Genomic DNA, 17,582 nt, shown 5'->3' on the forward strand with positions numbered 1-17,582 from the left:
GGGATCAATCCGAGATTCGAAGGCCCCGGCAGGGGCGGGCAACGAACCCAAACACGTCATCCCTGCGAAAGCAGGGACCCAGTTGCGCCTTCTCAACTGGCACGCCCTGCGCCAACCAGCCGTCAGCTTCGCCGCCGTGCAGAACACCCCCTCACCCTCGGACACTCATCGCTGCACGATTTCGCATCCTTTCCCTCTCCCTTGAGGGAGAGGGAAGAGCGTCCGGCTTCCGCGAGGAAGGCGGATGTGAAGGGTGAGGGGACACCGTAAGACTGCTTGCCCCACCCTCGCGCACCCGTCAGTCTGGGCCTCCAACCCGGAGGCCAACACCATGACCCATAAAGGTGCCTGCCATTGCGGCAGTATCAAATACGAACTCACCAGTGATCCGCTCTTCGTGCATGGCTGTCATTGCCGGGATTGCCAGAAGCAGACCGGCGGGCCGTTTGCCGTCAATGCCCTGATCGAGCGGGACCGGATCAGGCTGGTCTCCGGCGAGCCGGTGCGCACGCAGCAGAAAACCGATAGCGGCCGCCCGCATGATGTCTGGCGGTGTTCAGACTGCCTGACCGCGCTGTGGAGCGATTATGGCCGCCGCGAGGTGTTGGTCTTTGTCCGCGCCATGACACTGGACGATCCGGCGGCCTGTCCGCCCGACGTGCACATTTTCACACGCTCGAAAGCGCCCTTCATCGACCTGCCGGAAGATGTTCGCGCATTTGACGTATTCTACAGCATGAAGGCGGAATGGCCGGCGGACTCTCTTGGCCGGTTTGACGCGCTGGACACGCGCCGCCTCGGCAAGGGCTGAGAGGCATGATCCGGCGGATCGCCAGCTGGATCTGTTTTGCCACTGGCCGGGGCCTCGCCGCGCTCGGGCGATGACTCGGCCGCAAAATTCAGACATCGGGAGCGTAGGCGCGGCCGCTATGCAGCGACCGTCTCCCGCACCTTCTCCCCCATCACGCCATTCGCCCGGATCGCGCGCTGGCATTCGAAACTGCCGGCGCGGAAGGCGCGGCAGGCTTCGGGGCGGTGCTCATAGACGCCGCACAGTGCCTGTCCGGCCGCCAGCTTCAGATGCGCGCAATGCCCGCAGGAAAAATCCATGAAGGTGCGTCCGCCCTCTTCAAACAGCTGGTCCGGCGGCAGGGGCCGGCTGGCATCTTCCGGCAATAGAACGAGATAGCGCGGATTGCGGCTGAAACAGCACGCCCCGCAAGTGACGCAATCATACGCCGCACTGGACATGGGAATAGACATCCACCGCGCGGATGCGGCCGCCCGCATCGGCCCGCGGCAACGGGCAGATAGGGCGTCTTCAGGTGTCCGGCAAGAGGGATTTCCGGGCCGATGAACAGCCCGGAAGGGCGCACGTCTATTTGCGGTTCTTCATATGCTCCAGCCCGCCGACCTGACCCGTCTTCTGGGAGGGTTCGGAGGCATTGTGCTTCTTCTTGATATTCTTTTCCGCTTTTGGCTTTTTCGCCTCGCGGCCCTGTTTCTGCTGGCCCTTGGCCATGGGAATAACCCTTCAGGAAGGCCGAGCGCCTTCCGCTTTGCGCCGGCCCGATGCCGGCACGAGGATCAGTCTATCACGTGTCGATTGCGCCGTATCCGGAATTTATCCGCAAGGCGGGGCCGGGCGTTAGACTGCGCGCCCGGCGCGGTGTCGTGCTGCCGCCGGAATCGGCGTCGCCGTCATTTTAGTAGTCGTCGTAGTAGGAGACGGAATTGCAAAAACTGGAGTCCGGAAAATTTTCCGCCGCTCGATTTTTTCTCCCGCCCCTCTAGTTTCCACATCCCAACCCGCACCCGGAGCCAGCGCCATGATCATCGTCCACCATCTTGAAAATTCGCGTTCCCAGCGTGTCCTCTGGCTGCTCGAGGAGTTGGGCCTGCCCTATGAGGTCAAACGCTATGAGCGCGATCCGAAGACCATGGCCGGATCGCCGGACCTCTACAAAATCCATCCTCTGGGAAAATCCCCGGTCATCGAGGAGGACGGCATTATCGTCGCCGAAACCGGCGCTATCCTGGAATATATCCGCGAGGCCCACGGGCTCGGCGACATGGCGGTCGAGCCCGGCAGTGCGCAGGCGCGGGCGGTAACCTACTGGCTGCATTATGCCGAAGGCTCGGCGATGAATCCGCTGCTCCTGAAACTGATCTTCACCCGGCTGCCGCTCGGCGCGAGCGCGCTCCTCCGGCCTCTGGTCAAGGGCGTCGCCGACAAGGCGCTGAAAACCTTCGTCGATCCGCGCGTTGCCCAGCACGTCGCCTATTGGGAGGGTGAATTGTCAAGGACCGGCTGGTTTGCCGGAGATAAAATGACGCTCGCCGACATCATGATGAGCTTTCCGCTGGAAGGCGTGGCCGCACGCGCCGGCGTCGAAAACACACCGGCCATCGGCGATTTCCTGAAACGTATTCACGCCCGCCCGGCCTATCAGGCGGCCCTGGAAAAAGGCGGGCCCTATGATTACGCCTGAGCCGGTGCCGGACGCAGGAAGGCCCAGAAATTGTCATTGGTCGGCAGATTGGTCAGCTTCGGAAACGCGACCGTAAAACCCGCCGCTTCCGCCATCTCCTGCAGCGAATCCGGGGTGAAGTAATTGACGTGATCCGGCAGGCGGATACCGCACCAGTTCTGCTTCATCACCGCCGCATTCCAGGAGGCGAAATTCGGCACTTTCACCACCGCCACACCGGTCGGATTCAACACGCGGTGCAGGGCTTTCAGCACGGGCAGGGGCTCGGCCTCATGCTCCAGGTAGGAATTCAGCATCGCCCCGTCGAACATGTCGGCGTCAAACCTGCCGAGCCCTTCTGAAGACGGTGCATGCTGGCAGGCTCCGCCGCGCGCTGCGAAAGCGGCATCTGCCTCCTCCGCCAGTGTGCGGGAAATTTCTACGCCAAACGGCGTGTATTGGTCCGGCAGAGCCAGCCCCTGCTTGCCACTGCCACAGCCAATGTCGACGACATGGCCGCCCGGCACGAGATCCTGAAGGAAGGTGCGGGTCTCCGGCCGGGGAAAAAGATGCAGCCGCCAGCGCGTTTTCTGGTCCAGCCATTGCACCACGGGCTGCGCCTTCTTGCGCCGCCCGGCCTCGATGATGATGGCCTTGTCCCAGGAATAATAATCCGACAAATCGGCATACGACGCCGCCGCGGTCAGATAGGCAAACCCGCAAGCGCCACATTCGCCAATGGTCCACGGGCTTCGGCCCAGTCCCAGATCACGTGGCTCATCGGTGCCGCAACTCGGACAAGCGCGCAGGATTGGCCTCAACTCGACTGTCATGAAATCCCGCTTCCCATTGCCAAAATATCCATTTTTCCCAAGCCGGAACCTAGCGCGGGCGCAGGCTTGTGACCAGCGTGCAGACCCACGCTCGACATCGCGGTCCGCAAATCGTTCTATGCGGTCAGATACCAGATCATCAGGAGTCACCATGTTACGTTTTTGGGTTGCTGCGCTTTGCCTGTTCGTTTTGACGGCCCCCGTTCGCGCTATTGACGGCGATGCAAATCCCTTTATCGAAACGGCCGATGCTCGGGCGAATGTCGATGCCGCCATGGCGCAGGCCGTTGCCAATTCGACCCGCGTGATTCTGGTGTTCGGCGCAGACTGGTGTCATGACAGCCATGGCCTGGTCGATCATTTTTCCCAAGCGGACATGCAGCAGATCCTCTCCGAGAATTACGAGGTCGTTCACATCGACGTCGGTTGGCGCCATCGCAATCTCGATATTGCGCGGGAATACGGTGTGCCAACGATTTACGGCACCCCGACCGTTCTGATCATTGATCCCGATCTTGGGCTCGTGAACCGGGGCACAATGCATAGCTGGCATACTGCATTTTCGCGCGATCATCAGGACGTCGTGAATTATTTCCGCCGCTTTGCCTTCTCGGTTCCGGGCGGCGGCGTTGTTGAGAATTCGCAAACCTATGCCGCACTGATCGCGCAAATCGAGGAATGGGAAAACCGAGAGGGCGCCCGCCTGTCGAATGCCTACGTCATGCTTCAGGAGTGGCGCGCGACGCTTGATGAGGAGTTCGCAGCCGCTGGAAATGACGAGGACGCCACCCGCATAGTCGAGCTCTTTCATTCGGTAGAATACGATATTGACCGCCATCGCGGCCGCATGCGCGAAGATCTCAACGCTCTCTATTCCGAAGCCCGCGAGGCCGTACGGGATGCGCTTTTCGAGTTGGGCTCCATTCTGACGCCGGAGCTCGCTGAAGTACTGGACGCAAACCGGCCCCAAATCCGGCTCGCATTCCCCGACTACGGCGAGGTCCTTTTTCCATGGGAGGAAGACGGATGGGAATTGTGATCCGCTGGCTGCTCACCGTGAGTCTTGCAATAGCAACAGGCGTGGGCTCGGCGCTCTATTTGGCGGGCTGGCTGCCGTTGAACCCGCCCGGCCTGTTTCGCGCCATCGAGCTGAACCACTGGACCAGCGACCCGGCTATCGGCTCAACAACCGCAGACCCCTACACGCGGGCCTTCGTGGCCCGCCGTGGTCTGTTGGGCCTGCGCCGCGAGGAAGCGACCTATTATCTGCGCGCCGTTGACGATGAGGGGCAAACGCTACGGGATCACTGTGCCTATGTCATCGAGGGCGAGGTTCCGGATGCGCGCTGGTGGTCGGTCACCTTGTATGCCGACGACTACTATCTTGCCCGGAACGAAGACGGGGCTCATTCGATCGATATGACACGAGCTGTGATCGACGCGGATGGCATCTGGCGCGCCACAATCCAGGCCACCGATCCGGACGACGGCTCTTTCTGGATTTCCAGCCGGAATGCCGGCCGCTTTGACCTGATTTATCGCCTTTATAATGCCAGCGAGGCCATACTCGATTCGCCCGAAAGTGCGCTCGTCACGCCCCGCATCGTCCGGCTGGGTTGCGAGGGGGAAAGGGCATCGTGATCCGTTACCTTATTGTCTTTATCGCGCTGGTCGCCGGTGCGCATGCCGCAACGCTCTGGTATTTGCCCCGCCTCGCCATGAACACCGCCATGTCGCGGCTGGCGTCCGTCGGAGCAACGCCAAACACGATAGCGCATGTACCGCCAACTGATGAAACAAGCCGCCGCGTCGTCCGGCCGTCGCCGGATTTGCTCTATTCGGTCTGCCTGTTGAATCTGGCCGATGGGCCCGTGCAGATCCGGGCGGCGGATTGGGGCGGTTACATGTCGCTCTCGGTTTTCGCGGGCAATACCGACAATGTGGCAGCCGTCAACGAGATGCAGGCGTCCGGTGATATCATCCTTTCCGTTGCTGATGGCGGCGGTGCTGATGTTGACCTTGGAGGCCCGCGCGGTATCGCCATTATTCGCCGCTTGGTCACAAATACCGACGCCCTGACGCACGCCGATGCCGTCCGGCGTCAGGATGATAGCTGCGAAGCTTTGGAGCCCTCATGACACAAATTCCCTACGCAGAAATTCACGCATTTCCCGACGGCACCGCGCCGTTCACCGGCAATCCGGCGGGCGTCTGCTTGCTCGATGAATTCCCGGGAGATGATGTGCTGCTTGGCATCGCCGCGTCCAATAATCTGTCCGAAACCGCTTTTCTGGTCGATCAGGGCGGCGATAACTGGCAACTGCGCTGGTTCACGCCAACGGTTGAGGTGGCGCTATGTGGCCATGCGACTTTTGCATCGGGCGCGTATCTTTTTGAAAAATCCATGGTGCTTGGAGATACGGCAGTTTTCGCAACCCGGTCGGGCGATCTGACGGTTTCGAGAACATCGGCAGACCGCTTTGCGATGGATCTGCCGATCGTTCCGTATTCGCCGGCTATACCGGACGCGGTTGTCATCGAGGCATTGGGAGCCGGTGAGCCGGTCGAGACGGTCAACGTCAATCGGGTACATGGCGCAAACTATCAGATGATGATGTTCGCCGACGAATCGACCATCGCCAATATGAGACCGGATCAGGGCCTTCTCAAAAGCGCCTTCACCAACGTCATTGTGACGGCACCCGGGCAGAATGTGGATTTTGTGTCCCGCTTTTTTGCACCCGCATCGGGTGTCGATGAAGACCCGGTCACAGGATCCGCGCATTGTACATTGGCACCCTACTGGAGCGAAAAACTGGGCCGCCCCCGGCTGTCAGCCCGTCAAATCGGGCCGCGGCCAGGGGCGTTGGAAGTGGAACCGGTGGGCGGCCGGGTGATTCTGACGGGGCGGGCCACCTGTTATCTCGAGGGTGAGATACGGCTCTAGTAATTGTAACGGCGCGGACGCGGGCCATGGCCATGACCCCGGCCCGGATGCGGCCGGCTATAGCGACCACGGCGCCGATCGTTCACCACGACCTGGATTGGAACATATTGGCCATTGCGGGCAATCCGGTAAAACTGGTTATTCCCGTTGATGTAGACAATACCTGGCGTGCCGCGGCGCCCGCCCGATCCGCGCTGGATACCATAGCGGCGTTCATACCGGTCAGCGACATAGGTCCAGGACCGTGGGGGACATTCGATCACACGCATGTCGCGTCGATCTTCGCGTCGATCAAACCGGCCTTCATTGTAGCGGGCATCACGCCGGTCTTCGCGCAGATCCGGGCACGAAGCCGCATCGAGATGCCAGACGCCGGCATTGGCGACCGGCGCAGCGAGCGCTGCCAATGAGAGAAATCCCGCAGCGGATAGAATTTTTGCCAAGCCTTTCATCATCAAGCCTCCGATTGCGACGTCCCTGATGCCGGAAAAGGGCTAGCAAAACGAATCTGTATGGAATTTGAACGACAGGTTCAGGAAAGATACGGGACGAAGCGCTCCATCGTTTTGGCGGCACGTCGTCATGGACCGGTCCTCATTCTGCAGCTAGTTTGTCGGCCACAGGGGCTGGGTTTTTCGGGGCAAAAGATGCGGGTTCTTTCTATTGCAATTCTGGCATTATCGATTCTGACGTCGGGCGCGCTGGCCGCCGACGAGGCCGGTCAGATGTCTGCCAGCGATATTGGTCAGTGGTTGCGCATCGTGCAGGACAAGCCGGGCATGACACCGGCGACCGATATTCCCGCCGATTTCCAGGGCGATGATAGTTGCCGTTGGGCCAACGACAATGAATGCGATGACCCGCGGTATGGCACCGGAGCCTGTGAAATAAACACTGACCATTCTGATTGTTGGCGCATTCTCACCGATGCCGAAGACGATAGCTGCCAGTGGGCCAATGACGGCGAGTGTGATGAGCCAAGCCTCGGAACCGGCGCATGCGTCCAGGGAACCGACCGGACCGACTGCGCCGACGTGGCCTTCCTTCGGTTCCAGACAGACAGTTGTGCAACGGCTTTTGACGATATTTGCCAGGAGGAAGCGCTAGGCGGCGATGGCAGCTGTGCGCCGCGAACCGACCGCGCGGACTGCCTCGGACGCGAACGCCCGATGACCCTGCAAGGCCATCATTTCGGCAATGACGACCGGGTCTCCCTGAATACCTCGATTTTCCCTTGGGCCGTTGTCGGCCAGATCACAATGGATCAGGGTGGTGCCTGTACGGCGACGCTCATCGGCCCTGATATTCTGGTCACCGCCGCACATTGCATTCTCCATGAGGGCCGTATTGATGCCCGCGGCGAGTTCGAAACGGGGACCATGCTCGACGGTGATACGCCCACAAGCCAGATCATCGATTATTACTTGCCGCCCGAGCAAACGCGGAGTGGAACGTCGACCGCGGGCGATAGCGGCCCGCATGACTGGGCGCTCTTGCGGATCAATGATCGCCTCGGCGATCAGCTCGGCTGGGTGGGGATTGCCTCCTATGAGGCTGATATCTGGCGCGACGGGCAAGCCCCGTCGCTGGAGACTGTCGGCCTGTTCCAGCTGGCCGCACAGGCCGTCGCCATAGATGACGCCGCGCCGGAACAGGATGCTGATGAAGCCCCGGCATTTGCGGCAACGGGATGGGTGCAGGCGAATTTGCCGCTCGTCCTGATGGGGGCGGGCCTTTTGATTTTTGTGATTGGCATTGCCGTCGGCAACAAGGCGGTGCGGATCATCCTCGGCCTGTCGGGATTGGCCATGCTGATCAGCGGCGGATATCTTTTCCTGATGCGGCCGGCTGCAGCCAGTTCAACCGATATCGGCACCTTGCACGAGGCGACCGGCAATGGCGGCAAAACGCCGCCCGCCGCAGCAATACCGGCGGTATTACCTGCCCCATTGCAGGCCTATGGCGAGGCCATCCTCTACCAGGCCGGTTATAGCTATGACACGGGCGACAATCTGTCCGGCAATATCGGCTGCGTGGTGGAGACGGTTTATGAAAACAACACGATGGCCCACCAGTGTGACACCGTTCAGGGAGATTCCGGCTCCCCCCTGTTTGTGGAACGGGACAGGCAATTCTATGTCATTGCCACGGACTCGCGTTATGGAGAAAGCGAAGCAGGGCCGACCCGAAACATCGCGACCCGCTCGGACGCCTGGGTTCCGTTCTATGAGGCTTTCGCCGCGGGCGAGATCGGTGAAGGCAGCCCCCGTCCACGTGGCCCCGGAAAGCCGGGCGAAGGGCAAGACCCGGATGCGCCGGTGATAGGCAAGGCAGAGGACCAGTAATCATGTCAGAGAACCGCTCCGGATTTATTCTGCTCGGGTTGTCGGCCCTTCTGGCCTTCTTCTATCTGATGACCGGCTATGGCCTGCCGGTCGAGTATCCGGGCACGGTGGCGCTGAAAGCCTCCGGCATTCTCCTGCTCTCAGTCTATGCGGCGCGCAGGAGTGCCTATCTGCTCGCCATGGCGTTGGCGCTGTCCGCAATCGGCGATGCCATGCTGGCACTGGAACCGGAGAGAATGACGCTCGGGATCGCGGCCTTCGGCCTGGCACATCTCCTCTATGGCTGGATTTTCCTGCGCATATTGCGGAGCACCGGCGTGCGGTCGCCCTGGGGAGTACCACTCGCCTTAGTCATTCTTGTTTATGGAGTCTTGGTTCTTTACTGGTTCCAGCCCGGCATGGGCGATTTGCGGGTACCCGCAACCATTTACAACGGCATCATTCTGGTCATGGCGGCGCTGGCCGTACTGTCACGGGCCCGCTGGCTGGCCGTGATCGGGGCCGTGCTGTTTGTCGCATCCGACAGCCTGATCGCGCTGGACCTGTTCAAGGACTACGACCCGGCCTGGCGCGGACCCGCAGTCTGGATCAGCTATGTCGCGGCGCAATTCTGCCTGACGCTGGGGCTTGTTAGGGCGCGGCCCTAAAACTCTCGCACGACCGAAATATCGAAGCGGGAATCGCCCTCCTCGAATCCGGGCAGCGGCTCGAATTCGTGCCGGTACCGCCACGACGCTTCGATGGCCCAAGCCTCGCTGAGCGCTGTGATGAAGGCAAATGTCTGTTCGGCGCGGGAGGATTCCGCAACCAACACGGTGGTTTCGGAGGTGAAGCGGCTCGTTTCGGTGATCTGCCATTCATAGTCCGAGCCCAGATCCAGCGCGAACTGGCTTTCTTCGGGACCGGCAATTGGTGAGACATAGCGGATACCGGGACCGGCGCGCAGCACCCAGTTCATAGTCTCCGGCATGGCCGGGCGATAGGCGATACCGGCGCTGATAAAGGCCGTATAATCGAAGCTGGACAGCTGATCCTGATCATATTCGCCACCGAGAAAAACCGAGAACCGGTTGCCGATATCGCGTTCGCCACGAGCGTCGACAGAAAGCTGATCGCGCGAGGCGGTACCGCCGGATTCCGAATAGGCATAATCGATACCGGCCTCGAAGCCCCATTCAGCGAGATCGCGCGCAATGCCAAGGCCGAGTGAATAATCCTGCTGATCGGAATTTCCGCTATCCACACGCAAGCCTGCGGACAGGCGTCCGGACCAACCCGATATCGGCTGGAGAAAAAGGAACCCGTCAGCCGCTGGCTCGGCGACATCGAGCGGTTCGGTTGCCGGCGGTTCTGCGGTTTCCGGCAGATCAACGAGCTGATTTGTGACGCCGACATCTGCCGCGAGGAAGCGATTCTCGGCGAGGCTCAGCCGGTTCGGTGCAATCCCGGCGAGCGCATTCAGCACCGCCGGTGCCCCGCCCGGCGTGACGCGCGCGATCAGGTCGACCGTTTCCGCAAATCCTGCGTCATCCTGAGTCCGGGCCGCTTCGGCGAGCAGCCGCCGGTAATCCTCTGACAGCGCCTGACCAAAGGCCGGTGCCGTCACAGCAAGAGACAGAATGACGAGAAAGATACGCAAATACATAGGTCCTGCTCCATGAATTATGGAACAGGACCTAGTCCGCCCGGGGGGAGATGTCGAGCGAAGGCTCAGGCGTCTTCAGACACCAGACCTTTTTCGGCCGCGGCGCGTTTCATCGCCTGCTGGAGCTTTTCAAAGGCGCGGACCTCGATCTGCCGGATGCGCTCGCGCGAGACCTTGTAGACCTCGGCGAGCTCTTCCAGCGTTTTGGGCTCATCGGTCAGCTTGCGTTGCTGGATGATGTCGCGTTCGCGCTCATTCAGGTCTGCCATCGCGTCCTGCAAAAGCAGCATGCGTTGATCAAACTCGTCATGTTCGACCAGTTCGGCTTCCTGATTGACGCCCTTGTCGTCTTCCAGCCAGTCTTGCCATTCGCTATCGCCCTCAGAGCCCTTGAGGGGGGCATTCAGGGACGCGTCCGGTCCGGACAGGCGGCGATTCATGCTGATGACGTCGTCATCGGTTACGCCCAGCTTGGTGGCGATGGCCTCGACTTGTTCAGGCTTCAGATCACCATCCTCCAGGGCCGCCATTTTCGACTTCATGCGGCGAAGATTGAAGAACAGTTTTTTCTGGGCGGCCGTGGTGCCCATTTTCACCAGTGACCAGGAGCGCAGGACATATTCTTGGATCGAGGCGCGGATCCACCACATGGCATAGGTCGCCAGACGGAAGCCCTTGTCCGGGTCGAATTTCTTGACCGCTTGCATCAGGCCGACATTGCCTTCGGAAATCACTTCGGCAATCGGCAGGCCATAGCCGCGATAGCCCATGGCAATCTTGGCCACGAGGCGCAGGTGCGAGGTGACCAGCTTCTCGGCTGCGCCCGTGTCTTCGTGTTCCCGCCAGCGCTTGGCCAGCATGAATTCCTCGTCTTTTTCCAGCATCGGAAATTTCCGGATATTGGAAAGATAGCGGTTGAGGCCTTCTTCGGGAGAAAGCGACAGGGAGATTGTATTAGCCATTCTATTGTCCCCTTACACTCCGTGTTCCAGACCTAGTTAGGAAGCATCCCTGAGCATTGCTAGGGTATCACGGCGAAGTTATGACATGTGAGCGAAACGCATCGCCCGCAGCTTTGTTTCAACGTAATTGGCGCTTCCGGCAAGACCGGTTCTCCGGCAGATTGGTCCCATGGCACGTACAAACAGGAAATCGAGGGATGCGGCAGCGTCGAGGGCCGCGCTTGTGGACGCCGCCGGCCGGCTCTTTGCCAGATGCGGGTTTTCGGCCACATCTCTGGATATGATCGCCTCCGAGACCGGGCTCAACAAGGCCATGGTCGCCTATTATTTCGGTTCGAAGACCGGTCTGTACCAGTCTGTTCTTGACGCCGGTGTGTCAAAGGTGTTGGCCCGCGTCGACCTTGATGCGCTTGAGGCCAGCCCGCCGGCCCGCCGGCTCCCGGCCTTCGCCAGAGCCCTGGCGCGGAGCTTTGAAGCTGCGCCTTATTTGCCGGGCATGCTGGTGCAGGATTATCTGTCCGGCACTCAGCAGATGCGCCCGGAAGCCGCTGCCAGCCTTGCCCGCAATTTCGAGGTCACGCGGGCGATTGTCGAGCGCGGGCAATTGGCGGGTGTATTTCGCGAGGCCGATCCGCATCAGGTTCACCTGACACTTGTGGGGGCATTGGTATTTTTCAGCATCACCCGGCCTTTCCGCAATAAAATGCAGTCGGAAGGGCGGCTGCCATTCACCAATCCGGATCCGGAGGAATTCGCTGAATTCGTTGGTGAAATGCTCGCCCGCGGGCTTGTGGCGGAAAACCCGTCCGAACCCGGTTAGATGCATCATAGCCCGCCTTTGGATGCAGACTGAAAATTTATTTTTCTTTTTAAATATAAGCACTTGCCAACGACCTGAGAGTTTAACTAAACAATTGGTGAGTTAGCGCTTGGGGGCGCGATAAACCTAGAGGTCAATATGTCTGTCTTCAAAACTCTGATCCCGGCAACTGCCGCGATTCTACTTTCCGCCGGATGGGCGAATGCACAATCCACCGGCACCGCATCCATTCTCGAGCGCTATGCCGCTGACTATGTCGCGAACGACGTCACGTTTGATGCCGATGAGGAATTCGGTGTCGAGGTCAATGGCGAAATGTGGACGGTTTCGCTGAACCACGAAGCCCGCAGCTATGAGGTCCGCCCGGGCGATCCGTCGGCACCGACATTCTATTATACGGCGACCGGCGACATTCTCGAACGCATCGACCGCGGCGAGATCAGTGCCTATACGGCCATGGCGAAGGCTTTCTCAACGGACGTCACGCCAATGGATATCGGCCTCATGGACGGGGCGGAATTCAATCCGGCCATCCTCACCCATGTATTCCATTTCTGGACACGGGGCTTCCCGGAAGTCGTCAATTACGCCGAACAGGAAACGCGCGAAGTCCATGGCGGTAATGCGGGCATTATCTATTATCAACCCGGTTTCCGCTCGGGCTTTGGCTCGGTTTCACCGGGACAGCATGTCAATGAAGATCCGCTCAGCCGCACCAATCCCTTTCCCACGCTTCTGATCGTCACGGAAGGCCGGATGACGGCGCGGATCAATGGCGTGGATTCCGAGTTCTCAGAAGGCCATTTCATGATCATCCCGGCCGAAGTCAGTCATGAATTCCTGAACCCGTATGACGAGGACGCGCACTTCTTCCTCTTCATGTTCGGCGAAGGCGCCTAGAACGACTCGAGAAAGTATTCGAGCCGTAACATGTCTTTCGGGGGAGGCGCTTCAAATTCAAGCGCCTCTTTCGTGATCGGGTGGATGAAGCCGAGCAGGCGGGCATGCAGGGCCTGACGGCGGAAATCCTTGAAGGCACGGCCGTCATCCAGCTCTTTCAGCTTGTGTGAGCGCCCGCGTCCATAGACGGGATCGCCCAGCAGCGGACAGCCGATATGCGCCATGTGCACGCGGATCTGGTGCGTGCGCCCGGTTTCGAGGCGGCATTCCACCTTGGCGGCCAGTCCGCGGCCCAGCATGGCGCCGCCTTCACGGCCATAGGATTTCAGCGTTTCGTAATTGGTAATCGCCTGCTTGCCGGCAATGCTGTTGCTCTTGTTCACCACCGCCATCTTCTTGCGGTCCGTGTCCGAGCGCGCAATCCGGGTTACAATGCGTCCGGCTCGCGGCTCCGGCGAGGAGCGCGTAAAGGCTACATAGGCGCGCGTGACGGTGTGTTCGGCGAACTGATCCGCGAGACCGTGGTGGGCAGCATCGGATTTCGCCGCCACCAGAAGGCCCGATGTATCCTTGTCCAGACGGTGCACAATGCCCGGACGTTCCACCCCGCCAATGCCGGACAGACTGCCCGCGCAATGGTGCAGCAGGGCATGGACCAGCGTACCGGTCGAATGGCCGGCCGCCGGATGCACGGCCATGCCCGCCGGCTTGTTGACGACGATCAGATGATCGTCCTCATAGGCGACATCCAGCGGAATGGCCTCGGGCCTGGGTTCAGCCGCAATCAGCGCCGGTATGGTCACGACATAGACGGCCCGCGCGATCGTCTTGGTGGCCGGGTTCAGGACCGGCTCGCCGTTACAGGTGACACGCCCGTCCTCGATCAGGCTTTTCAGCCGCGAGCGGGAATAGTCTTCGATCTCGTCCGCCAGCCAGCGGTCGAGCCGCAGGCCTTTGGTGGTCGCTGTGAGGGTGATGGGGGCGGTCATGTGCGCGCATTAGCGCAACTTTCCCGCCCCGTCACGTTTGATTGACTTTCCCGGGTCCCGCCGGGTGCCCGGGCGCGGCCGGCCAATCTGTGAAACGGCCGGAGAAAGGCTGGTCTTCGGGACTGTTCCTGGCTGGCGGAGCGTTCTAGGGTGGACACCATGATGCCTGATCTCCGTCCCGCCCATGAGCGAGCCGCACCGCTGCTGAAAGCCTATGTTCAGGCCATCACACCGGGCGATACGGCAGCCGATGCCAGTCTGATGGATCAGGACGGGCGGGCCTTGCGCCTGTTCGAGGACGCCTTTGCCGGCCGGCCGCTCGTGCTCGTCTTCTGTGGTTCACTCGCAGACCCCGCGGTTCAGACGCTTCTGGGCCGTTTCGCCGCACAGCAGGCCGACCTTGCCAGGGCGAATGCCAGCCTGATCGTCATTACCGCGGATACCGATGCCGGCCGGGCACACCGGCTGCGCGCTGAAACCGGCCTCACCGCCCCGGTCTGCGGCGATGCCAACGGGGCCGCTTTCGCGCAATACGGCCTGGCCAAAGGCACCGATATTCCCGGACGGCTGGTGGCGCGCACCGTCCTTGTAACGCCCAACCGTCAAGTGAGGTCTATCATGGATGATACCGGATCGGCCGAGGCCGCCGCAGCGCAGGTCAAGGCGCTCGCGGAAGAGGCCGCCACGGCGCGCCACTGGATACCGGGCCATGCGCCGGTATTGATCATACCCAACGCGCTTGATCTGGACGATTGCCGTGTGCTGATAGAGCATTGCGATACGGGCGGCGATTTCGCGATTGCAAAGACCGCCGCGCCTGGCCCTCAGGGCCTGAAACTGCCGGTCAGCGACTACAATCGGCAAGACCGCATCGACCATGTCATCCACAATCAGGCGATTTTGCAGCGCATCGACCAGCGCCTGCATCAGCGTGTTGTTCCGATGATCCGCAAGGCCTTCGCTTTCGAGGTGACCCAGCGCGAATCCCTTCACATTGCCCGCTATGCCGGCCCGCGCGATGGAATTGAAATCGGCCACCGCGACAATATCGCCGCCTCCAGCGCCTACCGGCGCTTTGCCCTCTCGATCAGCCTGAACGATGATTATGATGGCGGCGCGCTGGTCTTCCGCGAATATGCCGAGCAGGGCTATCGCGGCGCGCCCGGCACGGCCCTGGTCTTTTCGTCCTCGCTTTTGCACGAGATCGAGGAGACGACGCGTGGCGTGCGCTACAATCTCATCAGCCACTTCTACAATGAGCAATCCGTGCAGGAGGCCCGCGGCGGATAGACGGCCGCCGCGTCACATTCACCTGCAAGCGACAGGCCCTAGGCCCGCTCCACCAGACGCATGAAACGTCCGCGCAGCTCGTCATCGGACTTGAACTCACCGGCGAAAGTCGTGGTGATGGTCGAGACATTGGGGTGATGCACACCGCGCGTCGTCATGCACTGATGCTTGGCGTCGATCAGAACCGCCACGCCGCGCGCATCCATCGCTTCCATGATGGAATCCGCGATCTGCGCGGTCATGGTTTCCTGCGTTTGCAGGCGCTTGGAGAAAATCTCCACAACGCGGGCAATCTTGGAAATGCCGACCACATTCTTGCGTGGCAGATAGGCGACATGCGCCACGCCGAGGATGGGGGCGAGGTGGTGTTCGCAATGGCTCTCGACGTCGATATTGGTGAGCATCACCATATCGTCATAGCCCTGCACGTCTTCAAACACACGCGAGAGCTCTTTCGCCGGATCGGCATCATAGCCGGAGAACCATTCTTCAAACGCCTTGGTCACGCGCTTGGGCGTATCCAGCAGGCCTTCACGATTGGGATTGTCGCCGGTCCAGGCGATCAGCGTGCGCACAGCGGCCTCGGCTTCTTCGCGGCTCGGGCGAGCCGGGGTTGCCGCTTCGGGGCGCAGGCTTTCGGGTATTTTGGCGTCCATGGAGTCCATGATCCTTCCGTTTTCGGGTTGGGAATACATACGTATTCCGTGTAGTTCCGGTTTCCGGACCGAAGTACAGGACGTCAAAACTCAGCCGTCCGAAGTTCTTCCGGTTTCGCTTACCGTGCGAGACCGCTATGTAGGGCGTGAATTCGCGCCGTCCATAGGGGAAGGCTGGAGTTTATACGTTTAATCCGGAAAACGATAGGACTGGCTCACATGCCGACGCTTCAACTGCACGACACGCTGACGGGAAACAAGCGGGCCTTTGTGCCCGGCGATCCGAAACGGGTGACGATGTATGTCTGTGGCCCGACCGTCTGGTCCTATGCGCATATCGGCAATGCCCGTCCGCCGGTGGTGTTCGACGTGTTGTTCCGTCTCTTGCGCCGCACCTATGGCGAAGAGCAGGTCATCTATGCGCGCAACATCACCGATGTGGACGACAAGATCATCGAGGCCGCGCGCGAGCTGGGTGAACCGATTGACGTCATCACCGACAAGTTTGCTGCAATCTACCGGCAGGATACCGGCGCGCTGGGCGTCCTGCCGCCGACGCTGGAGCCGCATGCGACGCAGCATATCGGCGAGATGATCGACATGATCGCCCGTCTGATCGGGAGCGGCCACGCCTATGAAGCCGAAGGCCATGTGCTGTTTTCCGTGCAGAGTTATGACCGCTATGGCGCGCTGTCGCGCCGCGACCGCGACGACATGATTGCTGGTGCACGCGTGGAAGTCGCGCCCTACAAGAAGGATCCCGCCGATTTCGTCATGTGGAAGCCGGCGAAAAAGGGCGAGCCGGGCTGGGACAGCCCGTGGGGCCGCGGCCGTCCAGGCTGGCATATCGAGTGCTCGGCCATGGCGGAAACGCATCTCGGCGAGATTTTCGACATTCATGGCGGCGGCACGGATCTGAAATTCCCGCACCATGAAAACGAGATTGCGCAATCTGTTTGCGCCCATGGCGGCAAGGCGATGGCGCGCTTCTGGCTCCATAATGGCTTTCTGTCGATGGAATCGACAAAGATGTCCAAATCACTCGGCAATGTGAAACTGGTCCATGACCTGATCAAGGACTGGCCCGGAGAGGTGCTGCGCTATGCCTTGCTGACGGCGCACTATCGCGCCCCGCTCGACTGGACGCAGAAGCTCCTGCACACCTCGCAGAAATCTCTGGACCGTCTCTATGGTGTCTTGCGCCGGATCGAGGCGGAGCCGGCTTCAGACGTGCCGGAAACGGTGGAAGCGGCTCTGGCCGACGATCTCAACACGCCCAAGGCGCTGGCGGCGCTGTTTGCGCTGGCGGGCGCGGCCAACCGGGCGGAAACCGACGCGGACCGTCAGGCGGCCGCCGCTGACCTGCTGGCGGGCGGTCATGCGCTCGGCCTGCTGGAAGGTTCGCCCGATGCATGGTTCGGCATTGATGCCCTGTCTGAGGCCGAACGCGCGGAGATCGATCAGCTCATTCTCGATCGCACGGCGGCACGTCAGGCCAAGGACTTTGCCCGTGCCGATGCCCTTCGCAACGAACTCGACAAACGCAAGGTCCTCGTCGATGACGGCCCGGAAGGTTCGACCTGGCGGATGGGGTGATTGCGTGCTTCAAGGCTTTTCTAGCGAAAAGCACCTCAGCATGAGGTGGGTGGGCGCGCACGATTACTCTACCTCATCCTGAGGTGCGAGCGACAGCGAGCCTCGAAGGAGGCCTCAAAAACACGCCG

General features: G+C 60.8%; 20 protein-coding genes. 12 read left to right on the top strand and 8 right to left on the bottom strand.

Annotation, left to right across the window (positions count from 1 at the left end):
• Positions 1-331 precede the first annotated feature (331 nt).
• On the top strand, positions 332-811 hold the full coding sequence (locus tag HXX25_RS00580; protein ID WP_187166510.1) for a GFA family protein: 480 nt from the start codon (positions 332-334) through the stop codon (positions 809-811).
• Positions 812-927: 116 nt separating this feature from the next.
• On the opposite strand, the gene HXX25_RS00585 is transcribed toward HXX25_RS00580, so the two are convergent.
• A complete protein-coding gene (locus HXX25_RS00585; RefSeq protein ID WP_187166511.1) occupies positions 928-1,251 on the bottom strand; it encodes a YkgJ family cysteine cluster protein in 324 nt (107 codons plus the stop codon).
• A 127-nt stretch (positions 1,252-1,378) separates the two neighbouring features.
• A complete protein-coding gene (locus HXX25_RS00590) occupies positions 1,379-1,522 on the bottom strand; it encodes a hypothetical protein (protein ID WP_170108313.1) in 144 nt (47 codons plus the stop codon).
• 307 nt (positions 1,523-1,829) lie between these two features.
• Between HXX25_RS00590 and HXX25_RS00595 the strand changes: the two genes are divergently transcribed.
• Positions 1,830-2,492 (top strand): glutathione S-transferase family protein, encoded by a 663-nt coding sequence (locus tag HXX25_RS00595; protein ID WP_187166513.1) that lies wholly within the window; start codon positions 1,830-1,832, stop codon positions 2,490-2,492.
• Here the strand turns inward: HXX25_RS00595 and HXX25_RS00600 are convergent.
• Positions 2,483-3,304 (bottom strand): class I SAM-dependent methyltransferase, encoded by an 822-nt coding sequence (locus tag HXX25_RS00600; protein WP_187166515.1) that lies wholly within the window; start codon positions 3,302-3,304, stop codon positions 2,483-2,485. The two genes, HXX25_RS00595 and HXX25_RS00600, sit on opposite strands and share 10 nt — an antisense overlap.
• A 151-nt stretch (positions 3,305-3,455) precedes the next feature.
• Between HXX25_RS00600 and HXX25_RS00605 the strand changes: the two genes are divergently transcribed.
• The 4 genes from HXX25_RS00605 to HXX25_RS00620 are packed head-to-tail and all read left to right on the top strand — an operon-like array spanning position 3,456 to position 6,251.
• The gene (locus tag HXX25_RS00605; RefSeq protein ID WP_187166516.1) at positions 3,456-4,343 is read left to right on the top strand and encodes a thioredoxin family protein; all 888 of its coding nucleotides are present in this window, start codon (positions 3,456-3,458) and stop codon (positions 4,341-4,343) included.
• On the top strand, positions 4,331-4,945 hold the full coding sequence (locus HXX25_RS00610; RefSeq protein ID WP_187166518.1) for a DUF1214 domain-containing protein: 615 nt from the start codon (positions 4,331-4,333) through the stop codon (positions 4,943-4,945). Before HXX25_RS00605 ends, HXX25_RS00610 begins: the two co-directional genes overlap by 13 nt.
• Positions 4,942-5,442, top strand: coding sequence for a DUF1254 domain-containing protein (locus tag HXX25_RS00615; RefSeq protein ID WP_187166520.1), 501 nt, complete (start codon positions 4,942-4,944; stop codon positions 5,440-5,442). Before HXX25_RS00610 ends, HXX25_RS00615 begins: the two co-directional genes overlap by 4 nt.
• Positions 5,439-6,251 (top strand): PhzF family phenazine biosynthesis protein, encoded by an 813-nt coding sequence (locus HXX25_RS00620; RefSeq protein ID WP_187166522.1) that lies wholly within the window; start codon positions 5,439-5,441, stop codon positions 6,249-6,251. Before HXX25_RS00615 ends, HXX25_RS00620 begins: the two co-directional genes overlap by 4 nt.
• On the opposite strand, the gene HXX25_RS00625 is transcribed toward HXX25_RS00620, so the two are convergent.
• Positions 6,248-6,694 carry a hypothetical protein gene (locus HXX25_RS00625; RefSeq protein WP_187166524.1) on the bottom strand — a complete coding sequence of 149 codons (447 nt, stop codon included), beginning with the start codon at positions 6,692-6,694 and terminating at the stop codon, positions 6,248-6,250. The two genes, HXX25_RS00620 and HXX25_RS00625, sit on opposite strands and share 4 nt — an antisense overlap.
• A gap of 204 nt (positions 6,695-6,898) precedes the next feature.
• On the opposite strand from HXX25_RS00625, the gene HXX25_RS00630 reads away from it, so the two are divergent.
• A complete protein-coding gene (locus HXX25_RS00630) occupies positions 6,899-8,596 on the top strand; it encodes a serine protease (RefSeq protein ID WP_187166525.1) in 1,698 nt (565 codons plus the stop codon).
• A 2-nt stretch (positions 8,597-8,598) separates the two neighbouring features.
• Positions 8,599-9,243: a lysoplasmalogenase gene (locus HXX25_RS00635; protein WP_187166527.1), complete on the top strand. Its 645-nt coding sequence runs from the start codon at positions 8,599-8,601 to the stop codon at positions 9,241-9,243.
• On the opposite strand, the gene HXX25_RS00640 is transcribed toward HXX25_RS00635, so the two are convergent.
• A complete protein-coding gene (locus HXX25_RS00640) occupies positions 9,240-10,241 on the bottom strand; it encodes a YdiY family protein (protein WP_187166529.1) in 1,002 nt (333 codons plus the stop codon). The two genes, HXX25_RS00635 and HXX25_RS00640, sit on opposite strands and share 4 nt — an antisense overlap.
• A gap of 65 nt (positions 10,242-10,306) precedes the next feature.
• Complete coding sequence (gene rpoH / locus HXX25_RS00645; RefSeq protein WP_187166531.1) at positions 10,307-11,203, bottom strand: RNA polymerase sigma factor RpoH; 897 nt, start codon at positions 11,201-11,203, stop codon at positions 10,307-10,309.
• A gap of 169 nt (positions 11,204-11,372) precedes the next feature.
• Between rpoH and HXX25_RS00650 the strand changes: the two genes are divergently transcribed.
• Both HXX25_RS00650 and HXX25_RS00655 read left to right on the top strand, forming a co-directional pair.
• Positions 11,373-12,023, top strand: coding sequence for a TetR/AcrR family transcriptional regulator (locus tag HXX25_RS00650; RefSeq protein ID WP_187166532.1), 651 nt, complete (start codon positions 11,373-11,375; stop codon positions 12,021-12,023).
• 138 nt (positions 12,024-12,161) lie between these two features.
• A complete protein-coding gene (locus tag HXX25_RS00655) occupies positions 12,162-12,923 on the top strand; it encodes a cupin domain-containing protein (protein WP_187166534.1) in 762 nt (253 codons plus the stop codon).
• Here the strand turns inward: HXX25_RS00655 and HXX25_RS00660 are convergent.
• The gene (locus HXX25_RS00660; protein WP_187166536.1) at positions 12,920-13,912 is read right to left on the bottom strand and encodes an RluA family pseudouridine synthase; all 993 of its coding nucleotides are present in this window, start codon (positions 13,910-13,912) and stop codon (positions 12,920-12,922) included. The two genes, HXX25_RS00655 and HXX25_RS00660, sit on opposite strands and share 4 nt — an antisense overlap.
• Before the next feature lie 159 nt (positions 13,913-14,071).
• Between HXX25_RS00660 and HXX25_RS00665 the strand changes: the two genes are divergently transcribed.
• Positions 14,072-15,202, top strand: a complete 1,131-nt coding sequence (locus HXX25_RS00665) for a redoxin domain-containing protein (RefSeq protein WP_187166538.1) — start codon at positions 14,072-14,074, stop codon at positions 15,200-15,202.
• Positions 15,203-15,240: 38 nt separating this feature from the next.
• Here the strand turns inward: HXX25_RS00665 and folE are convergent, their stop codons facing one another.
• Positions 15,241-15,858 carry a GTP cyclohydrolase I FolE gene (folE, locus tag HXX25_RS00670; protein WP_233346749.1) on the bottom strand — a complete coding sequence of 206 codons (618 nt, stop codon included), beginning with the start codon at positions 15,856-15,858 and terminating at the stop codon, positions 15,241-15,243.
• A gap of 219 nt (positions 15,859-16,077) precedes the next feature.
• Here folE and cysS point away from each other — a divergent pair, with 219 nt between their 5' ends.
• Positions 16,078-17,454 (top strand): cysteine--tRNA ligase, encoded by a 1,377-nt coding sequence (gene cysS / locus HXX25_RS00675; RefSeq protein ID WP_187166542.1) that lies wholly within the window; start codon positions 16,078-16,080, stop codon positions 17,452-17,454.
• Positions 17,455-17,582 lie beyond the last annotated feature (128 nt).

This window comes from Hyphobacterium sp. CCMP332, from assembly GCF_014323565.1.
Taxonomy (GTDB): domain Bacteria; phylum Pseudomonadota; class Alphaproteobacteria; order Caulobacterales; family Maricaulaceae; genus Hyphobacterium.